The organism is Oceanobacter sp. 1_MG-2023 (genome assembly GCF_030689025.1).
Taxonomy (GTDB): Bacteria; Pseudomonadota; Gammaproteobacteria; order Pseudomonadales; family Oceanobacteraceae; genus Oceanobacter.
The window spans coordinates 35479-51715 of record NZ_JAUYWA010000015.1; the positions used below are offsets into that span (position 1 = coordinate 35479).

Here is a 16237-nt window from a genome sequence, read left to right on the forward strand (position 1 = left end):
TGCTCAACATGGCGCGGAGGAAGAAGCTGACCATTGCTGCCACACCGGGGTAATCAGCGACGGATAAGCCGGCATCATACCCAGCTCGAGGCCAAAACGGTTCGGGCCGTGGTAATCACTACCGCAGGAGCCAAGCATATTGAACTCCCGCGCCAGCGAGGCCATCTGCCCCGCCTGATTGCTGTCCATTTTACCGTAACTGACTTCCAGCGCCTGACCACCCGCAGCGATAAAATCCCGCACACAGCTGCGTAATTTGGTACGGGTCATATTGTAAAGGTGGGCATGGGCCAACACCGGTATGCCACCCGCTGCCACAATCCACTCCACTGCAGTAGCCATATCAGGCCAGCCGCTTTTGACGTCACCGATCTTCCCCGCACCCAATAATTTACTAAACGCCTGCTGCACACTGGGCACCAGGCCTTTCTCGACCAGGTATTTGGCAAAATGTGGACGCCCCAACTGATCCGCTGTGGTGTTACCGAAGGCTATCACTTCTGCCAGCGGGATCTCACACCGCAGTTTTTTCGCCAGCCGCGCAGCGATAATTTCTGCCCGCGCTGCCCGCACAGTACTCTGATGCTGTTCTGCCTGTTGCATCACCGCCGCCTCCGGATCAAAGCCGAGCCCGACAATATGTACCGATACACCACTCCAGACAGTCGACAGCTCAATTCCGGGGATCAGCTGTATCCCCAGCTCCGCTGCGGTATGCTGGCCGCGACGGAACCCGTCAACCGTATCGTGGTCTGTGATCGCCAGAGTTTTGATACCGCGCTCGGCAGCAAGACGCACTAGCTCGTCTGCCGGAAAGTGGCCATCGGAGGCATTGCTGTGGCAGTGTAAATCGATCTCTGAGTTCACATGGACGCTCTTGGTAGGTTCAGCCATAATCGGCCTATTGTAATGGGACATAGAATGCGAAGCGAATGAAGTTACTCCTGGATTTTTTACCGATCGTTGTTTTTTTTCTGACCTACAAGTTCGCTCCCGAGCTGATTGAGTGGGTATCGCCTTGGTTGAATGTCGACCAGCAGGCCTCATTACATGCCATGGAACCGATCGTACTGGCCACCGCCGTACTGATTCCGGCCACCATTTTGCAAATCCTTTATACCCGCTTCACCACGGGTAAAATCGAGAACATGCATCTGGTGACTCTGGCTCTGGTGGTACTGATGGGCGGCGCCACGGTTATTCTGCAAGACAAAACCTTTATTCAATGGAAACCCACCGTTGTAAACTGGCTGTTTGCAGCGGCTTTTCTGGGTACCTACTGGATCACAGGAAAAACCCTGCTGCAGCGTATGATGGGTCAGAACCTGACGCTTCCTACACAAGTCTGGGTTCAGCTGAACTACGCCTGGGTGGCTTTTTTCCTGCTGAGTGGCATCACCAACCTGCTGGTTGCCTATAACTTTTCTGAAGATATATGGGTTAACTTCAAACTGTTTGGCCTATTGGGACTGACCATTGTATTTATCGTGGCGCAGTCGATATTTTTATACAAATACATGAATCACGAGGAGTCCTGAACCATGTGGTATGCCATTATCAGTCAAGACGTTGACAACAGTCTCGATCAGCGCCTGTCTGCCCGTCCGGCCCATTTGAAGCGTTTGCAAACCCTGTCGGACGAAGGCCGTTTACTGGTTGCCGGGCCTCATCCTGCCATCGATAGCGACGATCCCGGCAAGGCCGGATTTACCGGCAGCCTGGTGATTGCCGAATTCAACTCACTGCACGATGCCCAGCAGTGGGCTGACAGTGACCCTTATATCGATGCGGGCGTATACCAGCAGGTCATCGTAAAACCGTTCAAGAAAGTGTTGCCTTAAGGCAACCCGCAAGGAGTAAGACGTGAAACTGTTAACGCAACTGGGGTTATGCCTGATCATCGCCGCAGGCACAACAGCGACAAGCGGCGCTCAGGCAGAACAAACCGCGGCCGGTGACAGTTATGTTGCCGTCTCTGCCGGTTCAAAACGCTATGTCACCGACACGCTGTGGCTGCAACTGCGTTCCGGCCCTTCTGCCCAACACCGGATTATCCAGGCGCTGAAAAGCGGTGAGCACCTGACCCTGATTGGCGAAAATACCGATGCTGGCTATTCACTGGTACGAACCAGCAAGAACAACGAAGGCTGGGTTCTGACCCGCTACCTCGACAACCAGCCCACCGCACGGGAGCATCTGGTTGTTGTCAACCAGGAGCTGGAACGGACCAAAGCAGAACTCACCACTGCAACCGAACGCCTGCAAGCCCTGGAGACCGAGGTCAAAGGATTACGTTCCGAACGCAGCGACCTGGAGCAAAAAACCGTTCAGGTCACCCAGGAACTGAACAATATCCGTGAAGTATCTTCTGGTGCGCTGGCACTGGATGAAAAAGCCCGCAAATTATCGACCCGTAATCAGGAGCTGGAAATCCAGCTCGAAGCGATAAGTGTCGAAAACGCACAATTACGCGAAGACCGCGACCTCAACCGCCTGATTTATGGTGGAGGTCTGGTCTTTCTCGGCATTCTGGCCGGCTTGATCCTGCCTTCCCTTCGTGGTGGTCGCAAGCACACCAGCAGCTGGTCCTGATCGCGGCCCGGCACCGCCCGTCATTCCGGCCGGTGCCGGAATGACACCGGCCTGATACCTATTTATTTCTGGAGTAAATCGATGTTCCGTCGTTTGTTAGTTAAACAGCTACTGGCCCTGAGCGCCGTTTTGATGTTATCCCCCGCCTGGGCCGATGCCACCCCACAAGCACCGGTTGCCGTCCGCCTGACCACCAATATGGGTGTTATTGAGCTGGCCCTGGATCGTAACAAGGCCCCCATTTCGGTAGAGAACTTTCTGACCTATATGAACAGCGGCCATTACAATCAAACGCTGTTCCACCGCGTTATCGACGATTTCATGATTCAGGGCGGCGGCTTCACCACCGACATGCGCCAGCGTGCTACCTTGCCTCCCATTGCCAACGAAGCTGAAAACGGCTTAAAAAACGTACGGGGCAGCATCGCCATGGCTCGCCGGAACGATCCTGCCAGCGCCACCAGCCAGTTTTTTATCAACCTGAGCGATAACCACTTTCTCGATAACGGCAGCCGGGGTTTCGGTTACGCTGTATTCGGCAAGGTCACCAAGGGGATGGATGTAGTGGATGCCATCGGCAAGGTCAAAACCCTGCGAGGAGACAAACCCGCAGAACCGGTGATCCTTATCAGTGTGGAAAAAATCCAGTAACGACCGGCAGCAGCCAGTCACAGCCATACCGGTGCCTTGTTCACTTTTGCCGGTATGACTGAATCCGATACCCATTTCCTGTAACGCCATGGCCAACATGACCTCCCACTCCGCTTCGTCTTCTCCTCTCGCTCTGGGCAATGCCGATATTATCTGGCAAAACGATGATCTGCCGGTATCCCGACAGTTTCACGACCCTTACTTTTCCCTGCACGATGGTCTGGCCGAAAGCCGCTATGTTTTCCTGCAACACAATCAGCTGCCACTGCGCTGGGCCGACTGGCATGGGCCTTTCTGTATCGTCGAAACCGGGTTTGGCACCGGGCTGAATTTTCTCGCTACCTGGCAGGCCTTCCAGCAACACGCCGGCCCTGACTGCTGGTTACACATCACCAGCATTGAGAAATACCCACTCAGCCGCCAGCAGCTCGCCAGGGCACTGGCACACTGGCCGGAACTGGCAGAGCTGAGCGAGCAATTACTCACTCAGTACCCGGACGCCATTCGTGGCTTCCACAGCCTCTGTTGGCCCGCACAACGGGTACAACTAACGCTGGTACTGGACGATGTAGACAATGCCCTGAGCGAACTGTCCGGGCCGGTTCATGCATGGTATCTGGACGGCTTTGCTCCGGCGACCAATCCGCAGATGTGGCAACCCGAGCTGTTTAACCAGATTCGCCGCCTGAGTTGTCGTCATCCTCACCTGACAGGCACTACCACCCTGGCCACCTTTACCGCTGCCAGTGCTGTACGCCGCGGGTTACAAGGAGCCGGGTTTCAGGTCAACAGACCCAAGGGCTTCAACGGCAAACGGGAAATGCTGGCGGCAACATACGCCGCCACCATTGGCCCAGAGCGTCCACCCGAAGCCAACACCCAACCATGGCTGACACCGGTGCGGCCATGGTTAATAGAGAACACTACCGAGACCGACACGCCCGATCTCGCCATGGTCGTTGTCGGCGCTGGGCTGGCCGGTGCCACCACCGCCAGAGCCCTGGCAGAACGGGGGATGCCGGTACGGGTAATCGACCAGACCGGTATTGCCAGCGGCGCTTCTGGCAACCCTCAAGGTGGGCTATACGTCAAACTGGCCGCCAATGACCAAGCCACCCATACTGAATTTTATTTGCAGGCTTATCTCACCAGCCTGCGCTGGATGAAGCGACAGTTGGCAGCCGGTCCCGATGGCGCCTGGAACCCTTGTGGCGTATTACAACTGGCCTGGTCTGCAGCCGAACAACAACGCCAGCAAAAATTTCTCGACCGCCTCCACTACCCCGATAGCTTGATTCGACCGGTATCCGCAGCAGAAGCCAGTGTCTTGTCAGGGAGTCCGCTACAGCAAGGCGGGTTGTTTTTCCCGGATGCCGGTTGGGTCAGCCCGGCGGACTTGTGTCAGCAACTGCTTGATCACCCCTTGATTGATGTCCAAATCTCTACCGTCCGATCAATACAGCAAGATTCCGACACTCGCTGGCAGTTGCAGCTCGGCAACGCCCCCACCCTGACCAGCCGACAACTGGTGATTGCGACAGCCGGTGCCAGCCCGTCATTACTGCCGGATACCTACCTGCCGATCAAATCCATTCGTGGTCAGCTCAGCTACCTCGATGCCCAGCAAAGCCCTCCATTACAAACCGTGCTGTGTGGCCGCAGCTATATGGCACCGGCACGGCAAGGTCAGCTGGTATTGGGGGCAACCTATCATCAGAACGACCAGGATCTGACGCTCCGCCCCCAAGACCACCAGACCAACCTTGATCACCTGAAAGATTTTGGCTCATCATGGCATGCGCTGGCGGACACCGCCGACAAGAGCGGCCTGGTTATTGGTGGTCGTACCGGATTCCGTTGCACCACCCCCGACTATCTGCCCATGGCCGGACCAGTGGTGGATACCGATGCCTTTATCCGCTGCTACGCTCCCATGATCAAAAACGCCAAGCAAATACCGGCGCGCAAGGCCCCGCTGCACACGGGCTTATGGCTCAATATCGGGCATGGTTCCCGGGGCCTGGCATCAACGCCATTGTGCGCAGAACTGCTCGCCGCCCAGATCACAGGAGCGGCCTTGCCCGTCAGTACCCAGGTCGCAGCCGCCTTGTGGCCAGGACGTTTTTTATTGCGGGATATGATTCGGCGCAAACTGCCAGCTCGAACCTGATTGCGGCCAGACCAAGGCGGTTATATATGCCTATGTGCGGAGGTGTAGACAGAAATTAAAAGGGTCTGGTGCGAGAGGACTTTATCCTCGGCCAGATTATTGAAACCACCTTGACATCGTAACCCCAAAGGTTACGATTGAGGCATGATCAAAACTTTTAAGCACAAAGGTTTGGAAAAATTCTACCGAACAGGCAGCACTGCGGGCATACAGACTACTCATGCCAAGCGGTTACGATTAATTCTGTCCAACCTTGATCAAGCAGAAATCGCCGATAACATGGACTTGCCCGGGTTGCGTTTGCATGAACTATCCGGCTCACGAAAAGGTACCTGGTCAGTCACTGTTAGTGGCAATTGGCGCATCACATTCAGATTCAACGGGCGTGATGCTGAAATTGTTAACTATGAGGATTATCACTAATGACTATGCATAACCCTGCTCATCCCGGTGAGATATTAAAAGAATTGGTAATTGAGCCTTTGGAGTTAACGATTACCGATGTTGCGGAACACTTGAATGTAAGCCGTAAAACCTTATCCAAGGTATTAAACGGACGAGGCGCAATTACTCCTGAAATGGCTATCCGCTTGGAGCTGGCTTTTGCTAAGCCCTCCGCCGACCACTGGTTGCGCCTTCAAAGTGCGTATGATTTATCGGTGCTCAGGAATCAACGGGCAACGCTGCAAGTCCAACCCTATGAACTGGCGTTTGGATAATGACAGCGGCTCAATGATTCCGGACAGTTTGTAGCGGAACGAAAATTGTTACGTGTGCTTGTGTTTGTTGAATCATTTACGTGCAGCTTCCGGTACAGAAGCGAATGGGAGACAAAGCAATGGATGTCAGCCCTGATCGCTCAGCTTCGCTACCATTACTGATTTAACGTCCGCATTGGGGCTGGTTGAAGTGCAACGGAAAACCATCACACCGCCCCCTAAACGACTCGCTTCAGCATATTTCTCCGCTTGGCGGCTTGCCTGGCACGTATAGAGTCTTCACGGATCTTGCGCATGGAAGCCGATAACTCAGCGCAACAATCACGAATCTCGGCCAGTTGGTCTTTCATGGTATCCATATCATCCACCGCATCCGCCACCCGACGGCGTAACCGTTGAACTCGAATATCCGTCATGGTGGCAGCCTCCGGAGGTGTGGTTTTGAGATAACGACAATCAGCTCAGTTACGAACCAGGTCAATGTGGCAGCTATTTTCTATCGGGTCAAATAACAACCGGGCCTTGCCGGATTCCAGTTGTTGCTTCACGTGTTGCTTTTTATCAGTCAGGCTGAATTCTTGTTCACCGTAGTCGGTGCCTTCTCGTAATACAAACTCCGCCAGCACAGCATCCAGGGCATCCGTACTCAGGCGATTCCAGGGAATTTCAAGCACGCCATGATCCGGGGTATCGTCTTGTGGTGTCTCAGAATGCAAAGCCAACCTCTCTTTCCCACTCGCAGCTCATGCGTAATTCAGCATCCGAGGGGATATGACCACGATCAGCTTGCCAGTTAAACGTATGTTTACCTGATAATTCCGTTTCCAGGTGTACGGTCGCGGATACCCAGAACATCGACTTGAGCAAGGATTCAAACTGCCGTAACCAGGATTCCCATTCATACTCGACCGCCCGATAAGAAGCAGCAAAATGAATAATATGAGTTTGATAGGTACCATTCAGCAGATGTTGACCGGGCATTGAGAACATCTCCCGGCACAACAACGACCAATCATCATCCACCCCCAGAGGCAGGCTCTGCAAGGCCGCCCAATTTGTACGCCGCTCATTCTCGGCAATCACTTCCCGAGTACTGGGGCTATGGCGTATCACGCCATACACGATGGATTCCTGATCAAAGTGGTTCACGGGTCTGTCCTGAACTAGAGGCTCGATAACATAATCATAAACAAAACCACCATGGCGGCAAGCGCCTGAAGCCCATTGCGCATACTGATCGCCACAATTGCTATTTTGTGATGTTTACTCAGGCTGCCACTCCGTGCTCTCTGTCACACATTGTGCAGGCTTTTTCTTCAGGCCGGTTGGTTGGCCCTGTCAATGCCCTGCTTTTGAAAACAGATTGATCATGGCAACACCGGTAATAATCAACCCCATACCAGCCAATGCCCAAAGATCAGGTTTTTGCCCGTGCAGGAAAAAGGCAATAACGGCCACTAGTACGACCCCCAACCCAGCCCAGACGGCGTAGGCAATACCCACCGGAATGGTTTTTAACGCGACAGATAAAAAGTAGAACGCAACCACATATCCCAATACAACAATAATCGACGGCCCCAGGCGGGTGAAACTGTCGCTTGATTTTAACGCTGATGTTGCAATCACTTCGCCAAGGATGGCAATTGCTAACAAGACCCAGTGGTTCATTCTTTCACTCCAGACAGGTAAGCGGCCAGTGTATCTGTCTGCCTTCCAATAAGCGCATAAAAACGCCGGATTGTCAGCGAGACAATCCGGCGCTCTGATCGGTCAGTGGTCGTATTCAGTTCAAGCCAATATGCGCTTGCCTGAACAAGACAGTCACTCCAGCCCTATTTTGCCACAACCCCGATCCGGCGTTGTACGTAAGAGCCCGGTGCGTCTTCAATGACGGGCAACTCATCGCTGCCTGGCTGACGAGCATCCACTTCTTCCATGCCTCCTTGTTTGAGAATCCATTCTTGCCAATCTATCCACCAGGAACCTGCATTGTGAGTTGTGCCCTTGTACCACTCATCGGCATCTTCCGGCAGCTCGTCGTTGGTCCAGTAGCCGTACTTTTTCTTGTGTGGCGGATTCACAATACCGGCAATATGACCAGACCCACCCAGTACAAAGCAGTTTTTTCCGCCCAGGATGGTGGCCCCTTTGTAGGTACTTTTCCATAAAGCAATATGGTCCTGGGCACAGGAGATAAAGTAGCTTGGCGTTGTGATCTTGCTGATATCAATCGGAACACCGTCCAGCATGATGCCATCAGGTTCGATCAACTTGTTGTACAGGTACATATTGCGCAGGTAAAAACTGTGCATTGCCGCTGGCAGGTTGGTGCTGTCGGTGTTCCAGTACAGCAAATCAAAGGCCGCCGGACGTTCACCCATCAGGTAGTTGTTAATAAAGAACGACCAGAACAAATCATTTTCACGCAAGGTGCTGAAACTGAATGCCATTTGTCGACCATCGTAATAACCCACGAGATCCATCTGGCGTTCCAGGGCAGAAATAGCGGTTTCGTTAATAAACACACCAATTTCACCGGGCTCAGAAAAGTCCATCAAGGTAGCCAGGTAGGTCGTTGACTTGATCGGCGACTTACGTTTTTTCTTGAGGTAAGCCATCGTTGATGCCAGCAAGGTACCACCAACACAGTAACCAATGGCGTTGACTTCTTTTTCTCCGGTCGCTTTCTGAATCGCATCAACAGCAGCGATCGGGCCTTCCAGCATATAGTCGTCAAAGCCCTTGTCGCGTAGTTCCGAGCCAGCATTCACCCAGGAGATACAGAATACTGTGTGGCCCTGATCCACCAGCCATTTCAGGAAGGAGTTATCTTCGCGCAGATCCAGAATATAGTACTTGTTGATAAAGGGCGGAATAACCAGCAACGGCCGTTTGAAGACCTTGTCGGTCGACGGGCTATACTGGATCAATTGCATGACGTCGTTCTGATACACCACCTTGCCTGGCGTCACCGCAATATTACGACCGACCTGAAAGGCACTGGTATCTGTCATGGCGACGTTCAGAGAGCCTTTGACACTACCTTCGATATCTTCCATAAGCTGCTCCATACCCTTTGTCAGGTTGGAGCCGCCGGTTTCAATCGTTTTGCGAATAACAGCAGGGTTCAGAGTAGGGAAATTGGTTGGTGCCAATGCATTGACGTACTGACGTATAAAATACTCTACTTTTTGGCGGGTATGATCACTCAGGCCATCGGTGTCACTGATCATTTTCATCAGCGAGTTACCCTGGATCAGATACAACTGCTTGATATAGTCAAAAACCGGGTTTTCTTCCCATTCTTCATTCTTGAAGCGACGATCGGATGGATCGGGAGTAACCACAGGGTCCGGAGCCTGCCCCAGAAAACGTAATACTGTATTTTGATACAACATCTGCTGCTGCTTCATCAAATCCATCTGATCAGCAATCAACTTGTTGGGGTTGTTCAGCATGGCTGACCCAACCTCCTGAAGTGCCGCAGAAAAGTCGGACAATACAGACGCAGAAGGATCTTCCCCTGATGTTGGCTGGGTAACCACTTTTTCCAGCAAATGCCCGTATTGTTCTGCCAGCCGACCTGACATCTCGTAAAAATCGCCGACTGCGACTTCAAAATTTTCCTTGGTCATATTTATCAAACCCATAATCCGAACAGAAGAAAGAAAAAAGGCCACCCAAAGGTGGCCTCAGAAACTTCGACCAGGATTAAGCGGCTTTAGTAGTCGCTTTGGTCGCTGGTTTTGCAGTCGTAGCAGTAGTAGCCGCTGTGGTGCGAGCTTCTTCCATGATAGTTTCGACCTGGGATTTGAACTCCATGGCCATATCAGAGAAAGTTTTCGCATCTTCCATGATTTTTTTGTTCAGCGAGCTGGCAGCTTCAGCCTGTGCAGCAGTGTAGGCACGCATACCTTCGGTATCTTTTACTTCAGATGCTTTTTTCATCTGATCCAAACCCATCTCAGCATAGCTTTTGATAGAGTTCAGTTGGAAATCGGTCATTTTTTCCATATTTTCAACAAACAGGCTGTTGAATTTGGACATTGGCGCGTACATGGTTTTCGCTTGTTCTGCGAACGCATTCAGGACGTTATCTTGCATGGTTTTGCTCCTTCAAAAGGTCGTGGTTAGCAAGTATTGCCACAGTCATACTAGCTGATGCCGTTTTACACTTAAATGACAAATAACATTATTTGACAAATTTTATTGCGCCAAATCACATATTATTTAATCTTGCGTTCAATTCGTCAGAAAATTGGCACAAACAAGGCCCGTTTTTGACCAAAATTCTAACTAGTGTTAGAAGAACACCCGTAAAGCCCTATAAATACAGGCTATCACCCGTTAGAATTTTCATCTGTTTTTCCAGCCATCATGCCAAACATCATATTTTGAAACTTGTTCATCGCTGTCATACTTTCACTGAACAGAGGTTTATATAACGACATGGCATCATAACCTTCCTCGCCTGACTTCATTTTTTCCATCATTTGATGAAACACTTCCTGCTGGAATTCCTGAACATCCGGTAAGCCCATAACACGACGGAATTCTTCAGGCGTTAAATCAAAACTTACATTAATTTTCATATTTTATTCCTTTTGATTCTTATAAATTCTTATAACTTATTAGCTATTCGATTTTTATATTCATTCCTTTCCAGGCAACAATCAATGCCAAAACGGCAACAACCGCTGCACCAACAAACACCCATTCCCCACCCAGATGCCAGAAATAGCCACTCAACCAGGCGCCCAACGCCCCACCCAGGCCAAACCCGGCACTGGAATACAGCGCCTGACCCCGGCCATGGCTTGCAGCAAACAGTACCGACACATAACGGATACAAACAGCATGTAACATGGCAAAAGTGAGCGCATGGGAAGCCTGAGCCAATAACAACACCCACAACTGCTGTGGAAAAGCCGCAATCAACAACCAGCGCAAGGCGGTGATGAGCAGGCTGACCAGTAACCAGTGGCGCAAGTTCAGCCACTGCAACAACCAGCGAATACGCCAGAACAGTATCACCTCAGCAACCACCCCCAGAGCCCAGAGCAAGCCGATACTGCTGGAGGAGTAACCATTGTCATCCAGATAAATACTTAAAAAAGTGTATAACGGCCCGTGACTGACTTGCAGCAACAGATTAACCAATAAAAAGGCCATCACCGGCCAACGTGTCAATAACGCCCAGAGTGAGCTGTCTTCCCCATTATCACGGCCTGGCTGCTGGTCTGCGGCAGGCTTCAGTCGCCAGCTATTCACCACCACGCCCAGCATCAATACCAGCATCACCGCAGGCAACCAATCCACCGGGATGTACTCAAACAGCCAGCCCAGCAGGGCCACGGTAATCACAAAGCCAACCGATCCCCAAAGACGAATACGACTGTAATCCTCAACACGGTTGGCAATGGCATGCATGGTGATTACTTCGTACTGCGGCAACATCGCCGACCAGAAGAAGCCATACAGCAACATTACCCCCAGCACCGGCCAGAAGCCGTCCACCAGCCAAATCGCGCTGAAACAGACAGCAGTCATTAGTCCGGCGATGCGGGCCATATGTAAAGGAGTGTGGAAGTAGCGGCTCCAGTGAGCCCAGAGCATGGGGGCAACAATACGAACAAGGGAGAAGGAGGCAATGGCGCTGCCAATATCGCCATAATCAAAGCCAAGGGATTGCAGATATGGCCCCCAGTAAGGGGCATTACAGCCAACCAGCGCAAAAAACAGCGCATAAAAAACCGCCAGAGGCTGGCGCACCTGGCGATCGTTCGCAGACATATTGTGCTCCGTTACTGACCGGCTTGAGGAGCGGCCCCGGCAATCACCGGCGTCGTACAGTGCACGTCGCCATTCTGGCCACGCTGGCGTAACCAGTGGTCACAGATCACAATAGCCATCATCGCCTCGGCGATGGGAGTGGCACGAATACCGACACACGGGTCATGCCGGCCCTTGGTGACCACTTCGATCGGGTTTCCTTCGACATCGATGGACTGCCCTGGAATCACCAGACTGGACGTCGGCTTGAGAGCAATATGGGCTATCAGATCCTGGCCGGTCGAGATGCCGCCCAAAATGCCACCGGCGTGATTACTGAGGAATCCCTGGGGGGTCATTTCGTCACGGTGTTCGGTGCCTTTTTGTGTCACAACATCAAAGCCGTCACCAATTTCAACACCTTTCACCGCATTGATGCTCATCAGGGCATGCGCCAACTCGGCATCAAGACGATCAAATACCGGCTCCCCCAAACCTGGCATCATGCCAGTGGCGACCACCGAGATCTTGGCCCCGACCGAGTTGCCTTCTTTCCGCAACGCGGTCATATAGTCTTCCATCGCGCTGACCTTGCTGGCATCCGGACAGAAAAACGGGTTTTGCTCCACCTGTTGCCAGTCAAACTGGCTGTGATCAATGCAGATTGGCCCCAGCTGCGAGAGATACCCACGAATCTCGATCCCTTTGGCGGCCAGCACTTTTTTGGCAATTGCTCCGGCCGCCACACGCATGGCGGTTTCACGGGCGGAAGAACGACCACCACCACGATAATCGCGGAAGCCGTATTTCTGGTTGTAGCTGTAATCTGCGTGAGCCGGACGGAAGGTCGCAGCAATATTGGCGTAATCACGGGAGCGCTGGTCGGTGTTTTCAATCAGCAGGCCAATCGATGTACCAGTGGTTTTGCCTTCAAAAACCCCGGACAAAATCCGTACGGCATCGTCTTCACGACGCTGGGTGGTATAACGCGAGGTACCGGGTTTACGACGATCCAGATCCCGTTGTAAATCGGCTTCTGTCAGTTCAATCCCCGGCGGACATCCGTCAATAATGGCCCCCAGAGCCAGACCATGGCTTTCACCAAAGGTAGTGACGGTGAACAGTGTTCCTATGCTATTTCCAGACATAATCATTCCGAGGTAGCGGCCCGGCGGCCCGCGACACGGGCGGCAACAAGGGCAGTAAATTCAATCGGTATTCAGTAATCATCCGTCAATTGACGGGTCTAACGGGTGGCTCCACAAACGGATCCAGATCACGGGCTTGCAATACAAACACCCCATGACCACCACGTTCAAAATCAGGCCAGACAAACGGCAATTCAGGGAAAGCGTCCTCCAGTGCTGGCCAGCTATTACCCACTTCCACCACCAGTAACCCGTCATCACTGAGATATTGCCGCGCCTGACGCAGCATGATACGCACCAGGTCGAGCCCATCCTCCCCTGCTGCCAAGGCCAATTCCGGCTCGTGATGGAATTCTTCCGGCAGGCTGGCCATGTCTTCTGCATCGACATAAGGAGGATTGGAGACAATCAGATCGTATTGACCATGGGCAGCATCAAACAAATCAGACTGTAACGCCTGTACCTGATGCGACAAGCCATGACGATGGATGTTTGCTTCCGCCAGCGACAACGCATCGAAGGAAATATCCAGCAGCTCAACCTCAGCCTCTGGAAACTGCACCGCACAGGCAATACCAATACAGCCAGAACCGGTACACAAATCGAGGATACGCTGGGGTTTCGCTGCCCCTTGCCACCAGGGTAGAAAATCCTGTTGGATCAATTCAGCAATCGGCGAACGCGGAATCAGCACCCGCTCATCCACCACAAAAGGCAAACCGCAGAACCAGGCTTCGCCAGTCAGATACGGTGCCGGCAAGCGGCTTTCAATCCGCTCGACGACCAGTCCGACGGCAGCTTCACGTTCCTGTCGGGTCAGACGAGCGCTATACCACTCCGGTGCCAGATCCCAGGATAACGCCAACCCATGCGTCACCAACAACCGGGCTTCATCCCAGGCGTTGTCGGTGCCATGACCAAAATAGAGATCGGATTCGTTCATGCGGCTGACTGACCATCTCAAGATATCCTGGATAGTACTCAGCTCTGCAATTGCCGCAGCGGCACTCTGATGCAAATACATAATTGGCCTGACGATAAAATCCGGCTAGTTTACTGGCTGTGTACAAAAATGTCGCGAGTGACAATCAGACAAGCGCAAAATCGTCCTGGCAGCCATCCGGCTGCATCACTCGCACACCCAACCACCCTGGCCTCAGGCCATCCGCTGACCATAAGGGCTGCAGCTACCCTGCTCAAAAGCATCCAGAGCTTTCTCGGCAATATGGCGGCCCAGTTCAATCATTTCCCGGGCGCGATAAAATTCGTAAATATCGCAAGAATCGATCGGCATATTGATCATCAGGTCCGGTGGATAAGCTGCCGTCTTGAAACGGGTCAGGGACAGCTGCATGGTTTCAAACATCTGGTTCATCATTTCCAGCTTGCCAATGTTCTCATCCACATGACTGGACATATCATCACGCCGCTTTGAATCGAGCCAGTTGGTGGCCTTGTCGACCACCGAGTTGAACCAGTCACGTTTTTGCTGGCGAGTATCGATCTGGCCAAAGACAAAGTCATCCGGTATCGCCGCGTCTGAATTCAGATCGACAGCAAACAGATAATCGGCATGAATCGAGATACAGGGAGCAATCGGTAACGGGTTCAGCACGCCGCCGTCGACCAGGGTTCTGCCATTCACTTTCACCGGGTGCAGAATACTGGGGATCGCCGCCGATGCCCGAATCGCCAGATCCAGCGAGCCGTTCTGCATCCAGACTTCTTTTTTGGCTGCCATATCCGTCGCAACCGCAGTAAAAGGAATGTCCAGATCTTCGATCAGGCAATCCCCCAGCAGCTCGCTGATCATATTGAATACCTTGTCGCCACGAATCACTCCGCTCGACAACAAGGACACATCCACCAGTTTGAGCACTTCCAGATAGCCCAATTTGCAGACCCAATCACGATAGAGATGCAATTTGCCCGCGCAATAAAACCCTCCTACCAGCGCTCCCATGGAACAGCCGGAGATGCCCACCACCTGATAACCACGTTCTTCCAGTACATCCAGCACACCAATATGAGCGTACCCCCGTGCACCACCACTGCCTAACGCCAACGCCACGGTTTTCGACATTGCCAGTTATCTCCCAGGCCAGAATACAAAACGTAAAGCAGGTACCAGACTGTCACCCGCAGGCAACACCAGCGCCGCCTGTCCACTGACATTCAGTTCAGCACCATGATCAAAAGCCGCCACCCGCAGTTGTTCTGCCAGGCGGTCAGAACAGGTCTGGTTCACCGACATCTCATTGGACTGGTAACAATGCACCACCAGAAACAAACGCTGCTGTACTCCTTCAGACAAGGATGACAGAACCTCTAATAATGGCTCGCTGGCGACAGGGTCCAGCTGGTTATCGGCTAACTCAAAACCAGGCAACCAACCACTGCTGAGGCTCAACATATTATTGATATCCTCACGACTGGCGACTCCAGGCAGCACTTCGTCTGTCGTTTCTATAACATCCAGGCCCACCACTGTCTGGCGTGGGCCACGCTGGGTGGCGTATACCAGCAACAGGGTTGAGGGCGCATCGGCACTGGCTGGCGGCAAATAGACCGCCATATAACGTTGCTGATTGTCTCTGCCCACCAGTCGGCCATTGCTGAATATTTCATTGGCCCAGAAATGGCTGCTGCCACAATCGAGATCCTGACACTGATACAACACCCGAGCCGACATGCCCCGGGCCAGTTCATTACGCAGCGGTTGCAGCAACTCATCCAGATCCCGTTTTTCACTGGATTCCCAGGCCATCCGCCGTAACGAACCAGACACCCTTAACTCACGATCAGCGACGGTCTTGGTCACCGTCCGTTTTTGCGCCGACAACACCAGCCGGAAGTGATCGATCGATGACGTCCGGTCTGTCAGAACCCGCGCCCCCACCGGTGCCAGCAACTGGCCAAAGCGGTTCTCCTCAGCAGCGTGTAGCGGGACGACACACAAGACCATCAGCATGGCCAGAACAAACCGGCACATACCATCACCGACCCAATTATTTTGCTGCAGATTTTCAGTCACAAAACTACCTCACACCAACATTCATGCCCATTATAGACCACAGCCTACCACGAGCCTTGCCCTTCACCGCGGCATTAGCACCTGCCGATCACAGCGTGACTACAACGCAGCGTTACAGATTGCTACACTGCGGCCTCCGAATCCAGCGACA

Annotated in this window: 20 protein-coding genes; 7 read left to right on the forward strand and 13 right to left on the reverse strand. The window is 52.7% G+C overall.

Translation table 11 applies throughout. The features are described 5' to 3' along the window. Nucleotides 1-3: 3 nt before the first annotated feature. A complete protein-coding gene (locus Q8W22_RS10985) occupies nt 4-867 on the reverse strand; it encodes a PHP domain-containing protein (protein ID WP_303434069.1) in 864 nt (287 codons plus the stop codon). A gap of 65 nt (nt 868-932) precedes the next feature. Between Q8W22_RS10985 and Q8W22_RS10990 the strand changes: the two genes are divergently transcribed. The 7 genes from Q8W22_RS10990 (at nt 933) to Q8W22_RS11020 (ending at nt 6132) form a co-directional block, all read left to right on the forward strand. Beyond that, complete coding sequence (locus Q8W22_RS10990) at nt 933-1538, forward strand: septation protein A (RefSeq protein WP_303434070.1); 606 nt, start codon at nt 933-935, stop codon at nt 1536-1538. A gap of 3 nt (nt 1539-1541) precedes the next feature. After that, nucleotides 1542-1841, forward strand: a complete 300-nt coding sequence (locus Q8W22_RS10995; RefSeq protein WP_303434071.1) for a YciI family protein — start codon at nt 1542-1544, stop codon at nt 1839-1841. A 22-nt stretch (nt 1842-1863) separates the two neighbouring features. Continuing rightward, nucleotides 1864-2592 carry a TIGR04211 family SH3 domain-containing protein gene (locus Q8W22_RS11000; RefSeq protein ID WP_305415512.1) on the forward strand — a complete coding sequence of 243 codons (729 nt, stop codon included), beginning with the start codon at nt 1864-1866 and terminating at the stop codon, nt 2590-2592. A 93-nt stretch (nt 2593-2685) separates the two neighbouring features. Further along, the gene (locus Q8W22_RS11005; protein ID WP_370693694.1) at nt 2686-3243 is read left to right on the forward strand and encodes a peptidylprolyl isomerase; all 558 of its coding nucleotides are present in this window, start codon (nt 2686-2688) and stop codon (nt 3241-3243) included. An 88-nt stretch (nt 3244-3331) separates the two neighbouring features. After that, nucleotides 3332-5413 (forward strand): bifunctional tRNA (5-methylaminomethyl-2-thiouridine)(34)-methyltransferase MnmD/FAD-dependent 5-carboxymethylaminomethyl-2-thiouridine(34) oxidoreductase MnmC, encoded by a 2082-nt coding sequence (gene mnmC, locus Q8W22_RS11010; RefSeq protein ID WP_305452384.1) that lies wholly within the window; start codon nt 3332-3334, stop codon nt 5411-5413. A gap of 144 nt (nt 5414-5557) precedes the next feature. After that, nucleotides 5558-5836: a type II toxin-antitoxin system RelE/ParE family toxin gene (locus tag Q8W22_RS11015; RefSeq protein WP_305452385.1), complete on the forward strand. Its 279-nt coding sequence runs from the start codon at nt 5558-5560 to the stop codon at nt 5834-5836. After that, the gene (locus Q8W22_RS11020; RefSeq protein WP_305452386.1) at nt 5836-6132 is read left to right on the forward strand and encodes a HigA family addiction module antitoxin; all 297 of its coding nucleotides are present in this window, start codon (nt 5836-5838) and stop codon (nt 6130-6132) included. The genes Q8W22_RS11015 and Q8W22_RS11020 overlap by 1 nt, the downstream gene beginning before the upstream one ends. Before the next feature lie 218 nt (nt 6133-6350). Here Q8W22_RS11020 and Q8W22_RS11025 read toward each other — a convergent pair whose 3' ends face one another. The 12 genes from Q8W22_RS11025 to Q8W22_RS11080 all read right to left on the reverse strand — a co-directional run bounded on the left by Q8W22_RS11025 (nt 6351) and on the right by Q8W22_RS11080 (nt 16086). Further along, complete coding sequence (locus Q8W22_RS11025; protein WP_303434077.1) at nt 6351-6548, reverse strand: hypothetical protein; 198 nt, start codon at nt 6546-6548, stop codon at nt 6351-6353. 45 nt (nt 6549-6593) lie between these two features. Continuing rightward, nucleotides 6594-6854: a YheU family protein gene (locus tag Q8W22_RS11030; protein WP_303434078.1), complete on the reverse strand. Its 261-nt coding sequence runs from the start codon at nt 6852-6854 to the stop codon at nt 6594-6596. Continuing rightward, on the reverse strand, nt 6838-7281 hold the full coding sequence (locus tag Q8W22_RS11035) for a hypothetical protein (RefSeq protein WP_303434079.1): 444 nt from the start codon (nt 7279-7281) through the stop codon (nt 6838-6840). The genes Q8W22_RS11030 and Q8W22_RS11035 overlap by 17 nt, the downstream gene beginning before the upstream one ends. Nucleotides 7282-7470: 189 nt before the next feature. Beyond that, nucleotides 7471-7800 (reverse strand): multidrug efflux SMR transporter, encoded by a 330-nt coding sequence (locus Q8W22_RS11040; protein WP_303434080.1) that lies wholly within the window; start codon nt 7798-7800, stop codon nt 7471-7473. Nucleotides 7801-7964: 164 nt separating this feature from the next. Then, nucleotides 7965-9767 carry an alpha/beta hydrolase gene (locus tag Q8W22_RS11045; RefSeq protein ID WP_305452387.1) on the reverse strand — a complete coding sequence of 601 codons (1803 nt, stop codon included), beginning with the start codon at nt 9765-9767 and terminating at the stop codon, nt 7965-7967. A 76-nt stretch (nt 9768-9843) separates the two neighbouring features. Next, nucleotides 9844-10236, reverse strand: coding sequence for a phasin family protein (locus tag Q8W22_RS11050; protein ID WP_303434082.1), 393 nt, complete (start codon nt 10234-10236; stop codon nt 9844-9846). A 236-nt stretch (nt 10237-10472) separates the two neighbouring features. Further along, nucleotides 10473-10724, reverse strand: a complete 252-nt coding sequence (locus Q8W22_RS11055; protein WP_303434083.1) for a DUF6489 family protein — start codon at nt 10722-10724, stop codon at nt 10473-10475. Nucleotides 10725-10767: 43 nt separating this feature from the next. After that, nucleotides 10768-11925: an MFS transporter gene (locus tag Q8W22_RS11060; protein ID WP_305452388.1), complete on the reverse strand. Its 1158-nt coding sequence runs from the start codon at nt 11923-11925 to the stop codon at nt 10768-10770. An 11-nt stretch (nt 11926-11936) separates the two neighbouring features. Then, complete coding sequence (aroC, locus tag Q8W22_RS11065; RefSeq protein ID WP_305452390.1) at nt 11937-13052, reverse strand: chorismate synthase; 1116 nt, start codon at nt 13050-13052, stop codon at nt 11937-11939. A gap of 85 nt (nt 13053-13137) precedes the next feature. Next, nucleotides 13138-14076, reverse strand: a complete 939-nt coding sequence (prmB, locus tag Q8W22_RS11070) for a 50S ribosomal protein L3 N(5)-glutamine methyltransferase (protein ID WP_303434086.1) — start codon at nt 14074-14076, stop codon at nt 13138-13140. A 132-nt stretch (nt 14077-14208) separates the two neighbouring features. Beyond that, the gene (locus Q8W22_RS11075) at nt 14209-15135 is read right to left on the reverse strand and encodes a patatin-like phospholipase family protein (protein WP_303434087.1); all 927 of its coding nucleotides are present in this window, start codon (nt 15133-15135) and stop codon (nt 14209-14211) included. A 6-nt stretch (nt 15136-15141) separates the two neighbouring features. After that, nucleotides 15142-16086, reverse strand: a complete 945-nt coding sequence (locus Q8W22_RS11080; protein ID WP_305415519.1) for a DUF4892 domain-containing protein — start codon at nt 16084-16086, stop codon at nt 15142-15144. Nucleotides 16087-16237: the final 151 nt, after the last annotated feature.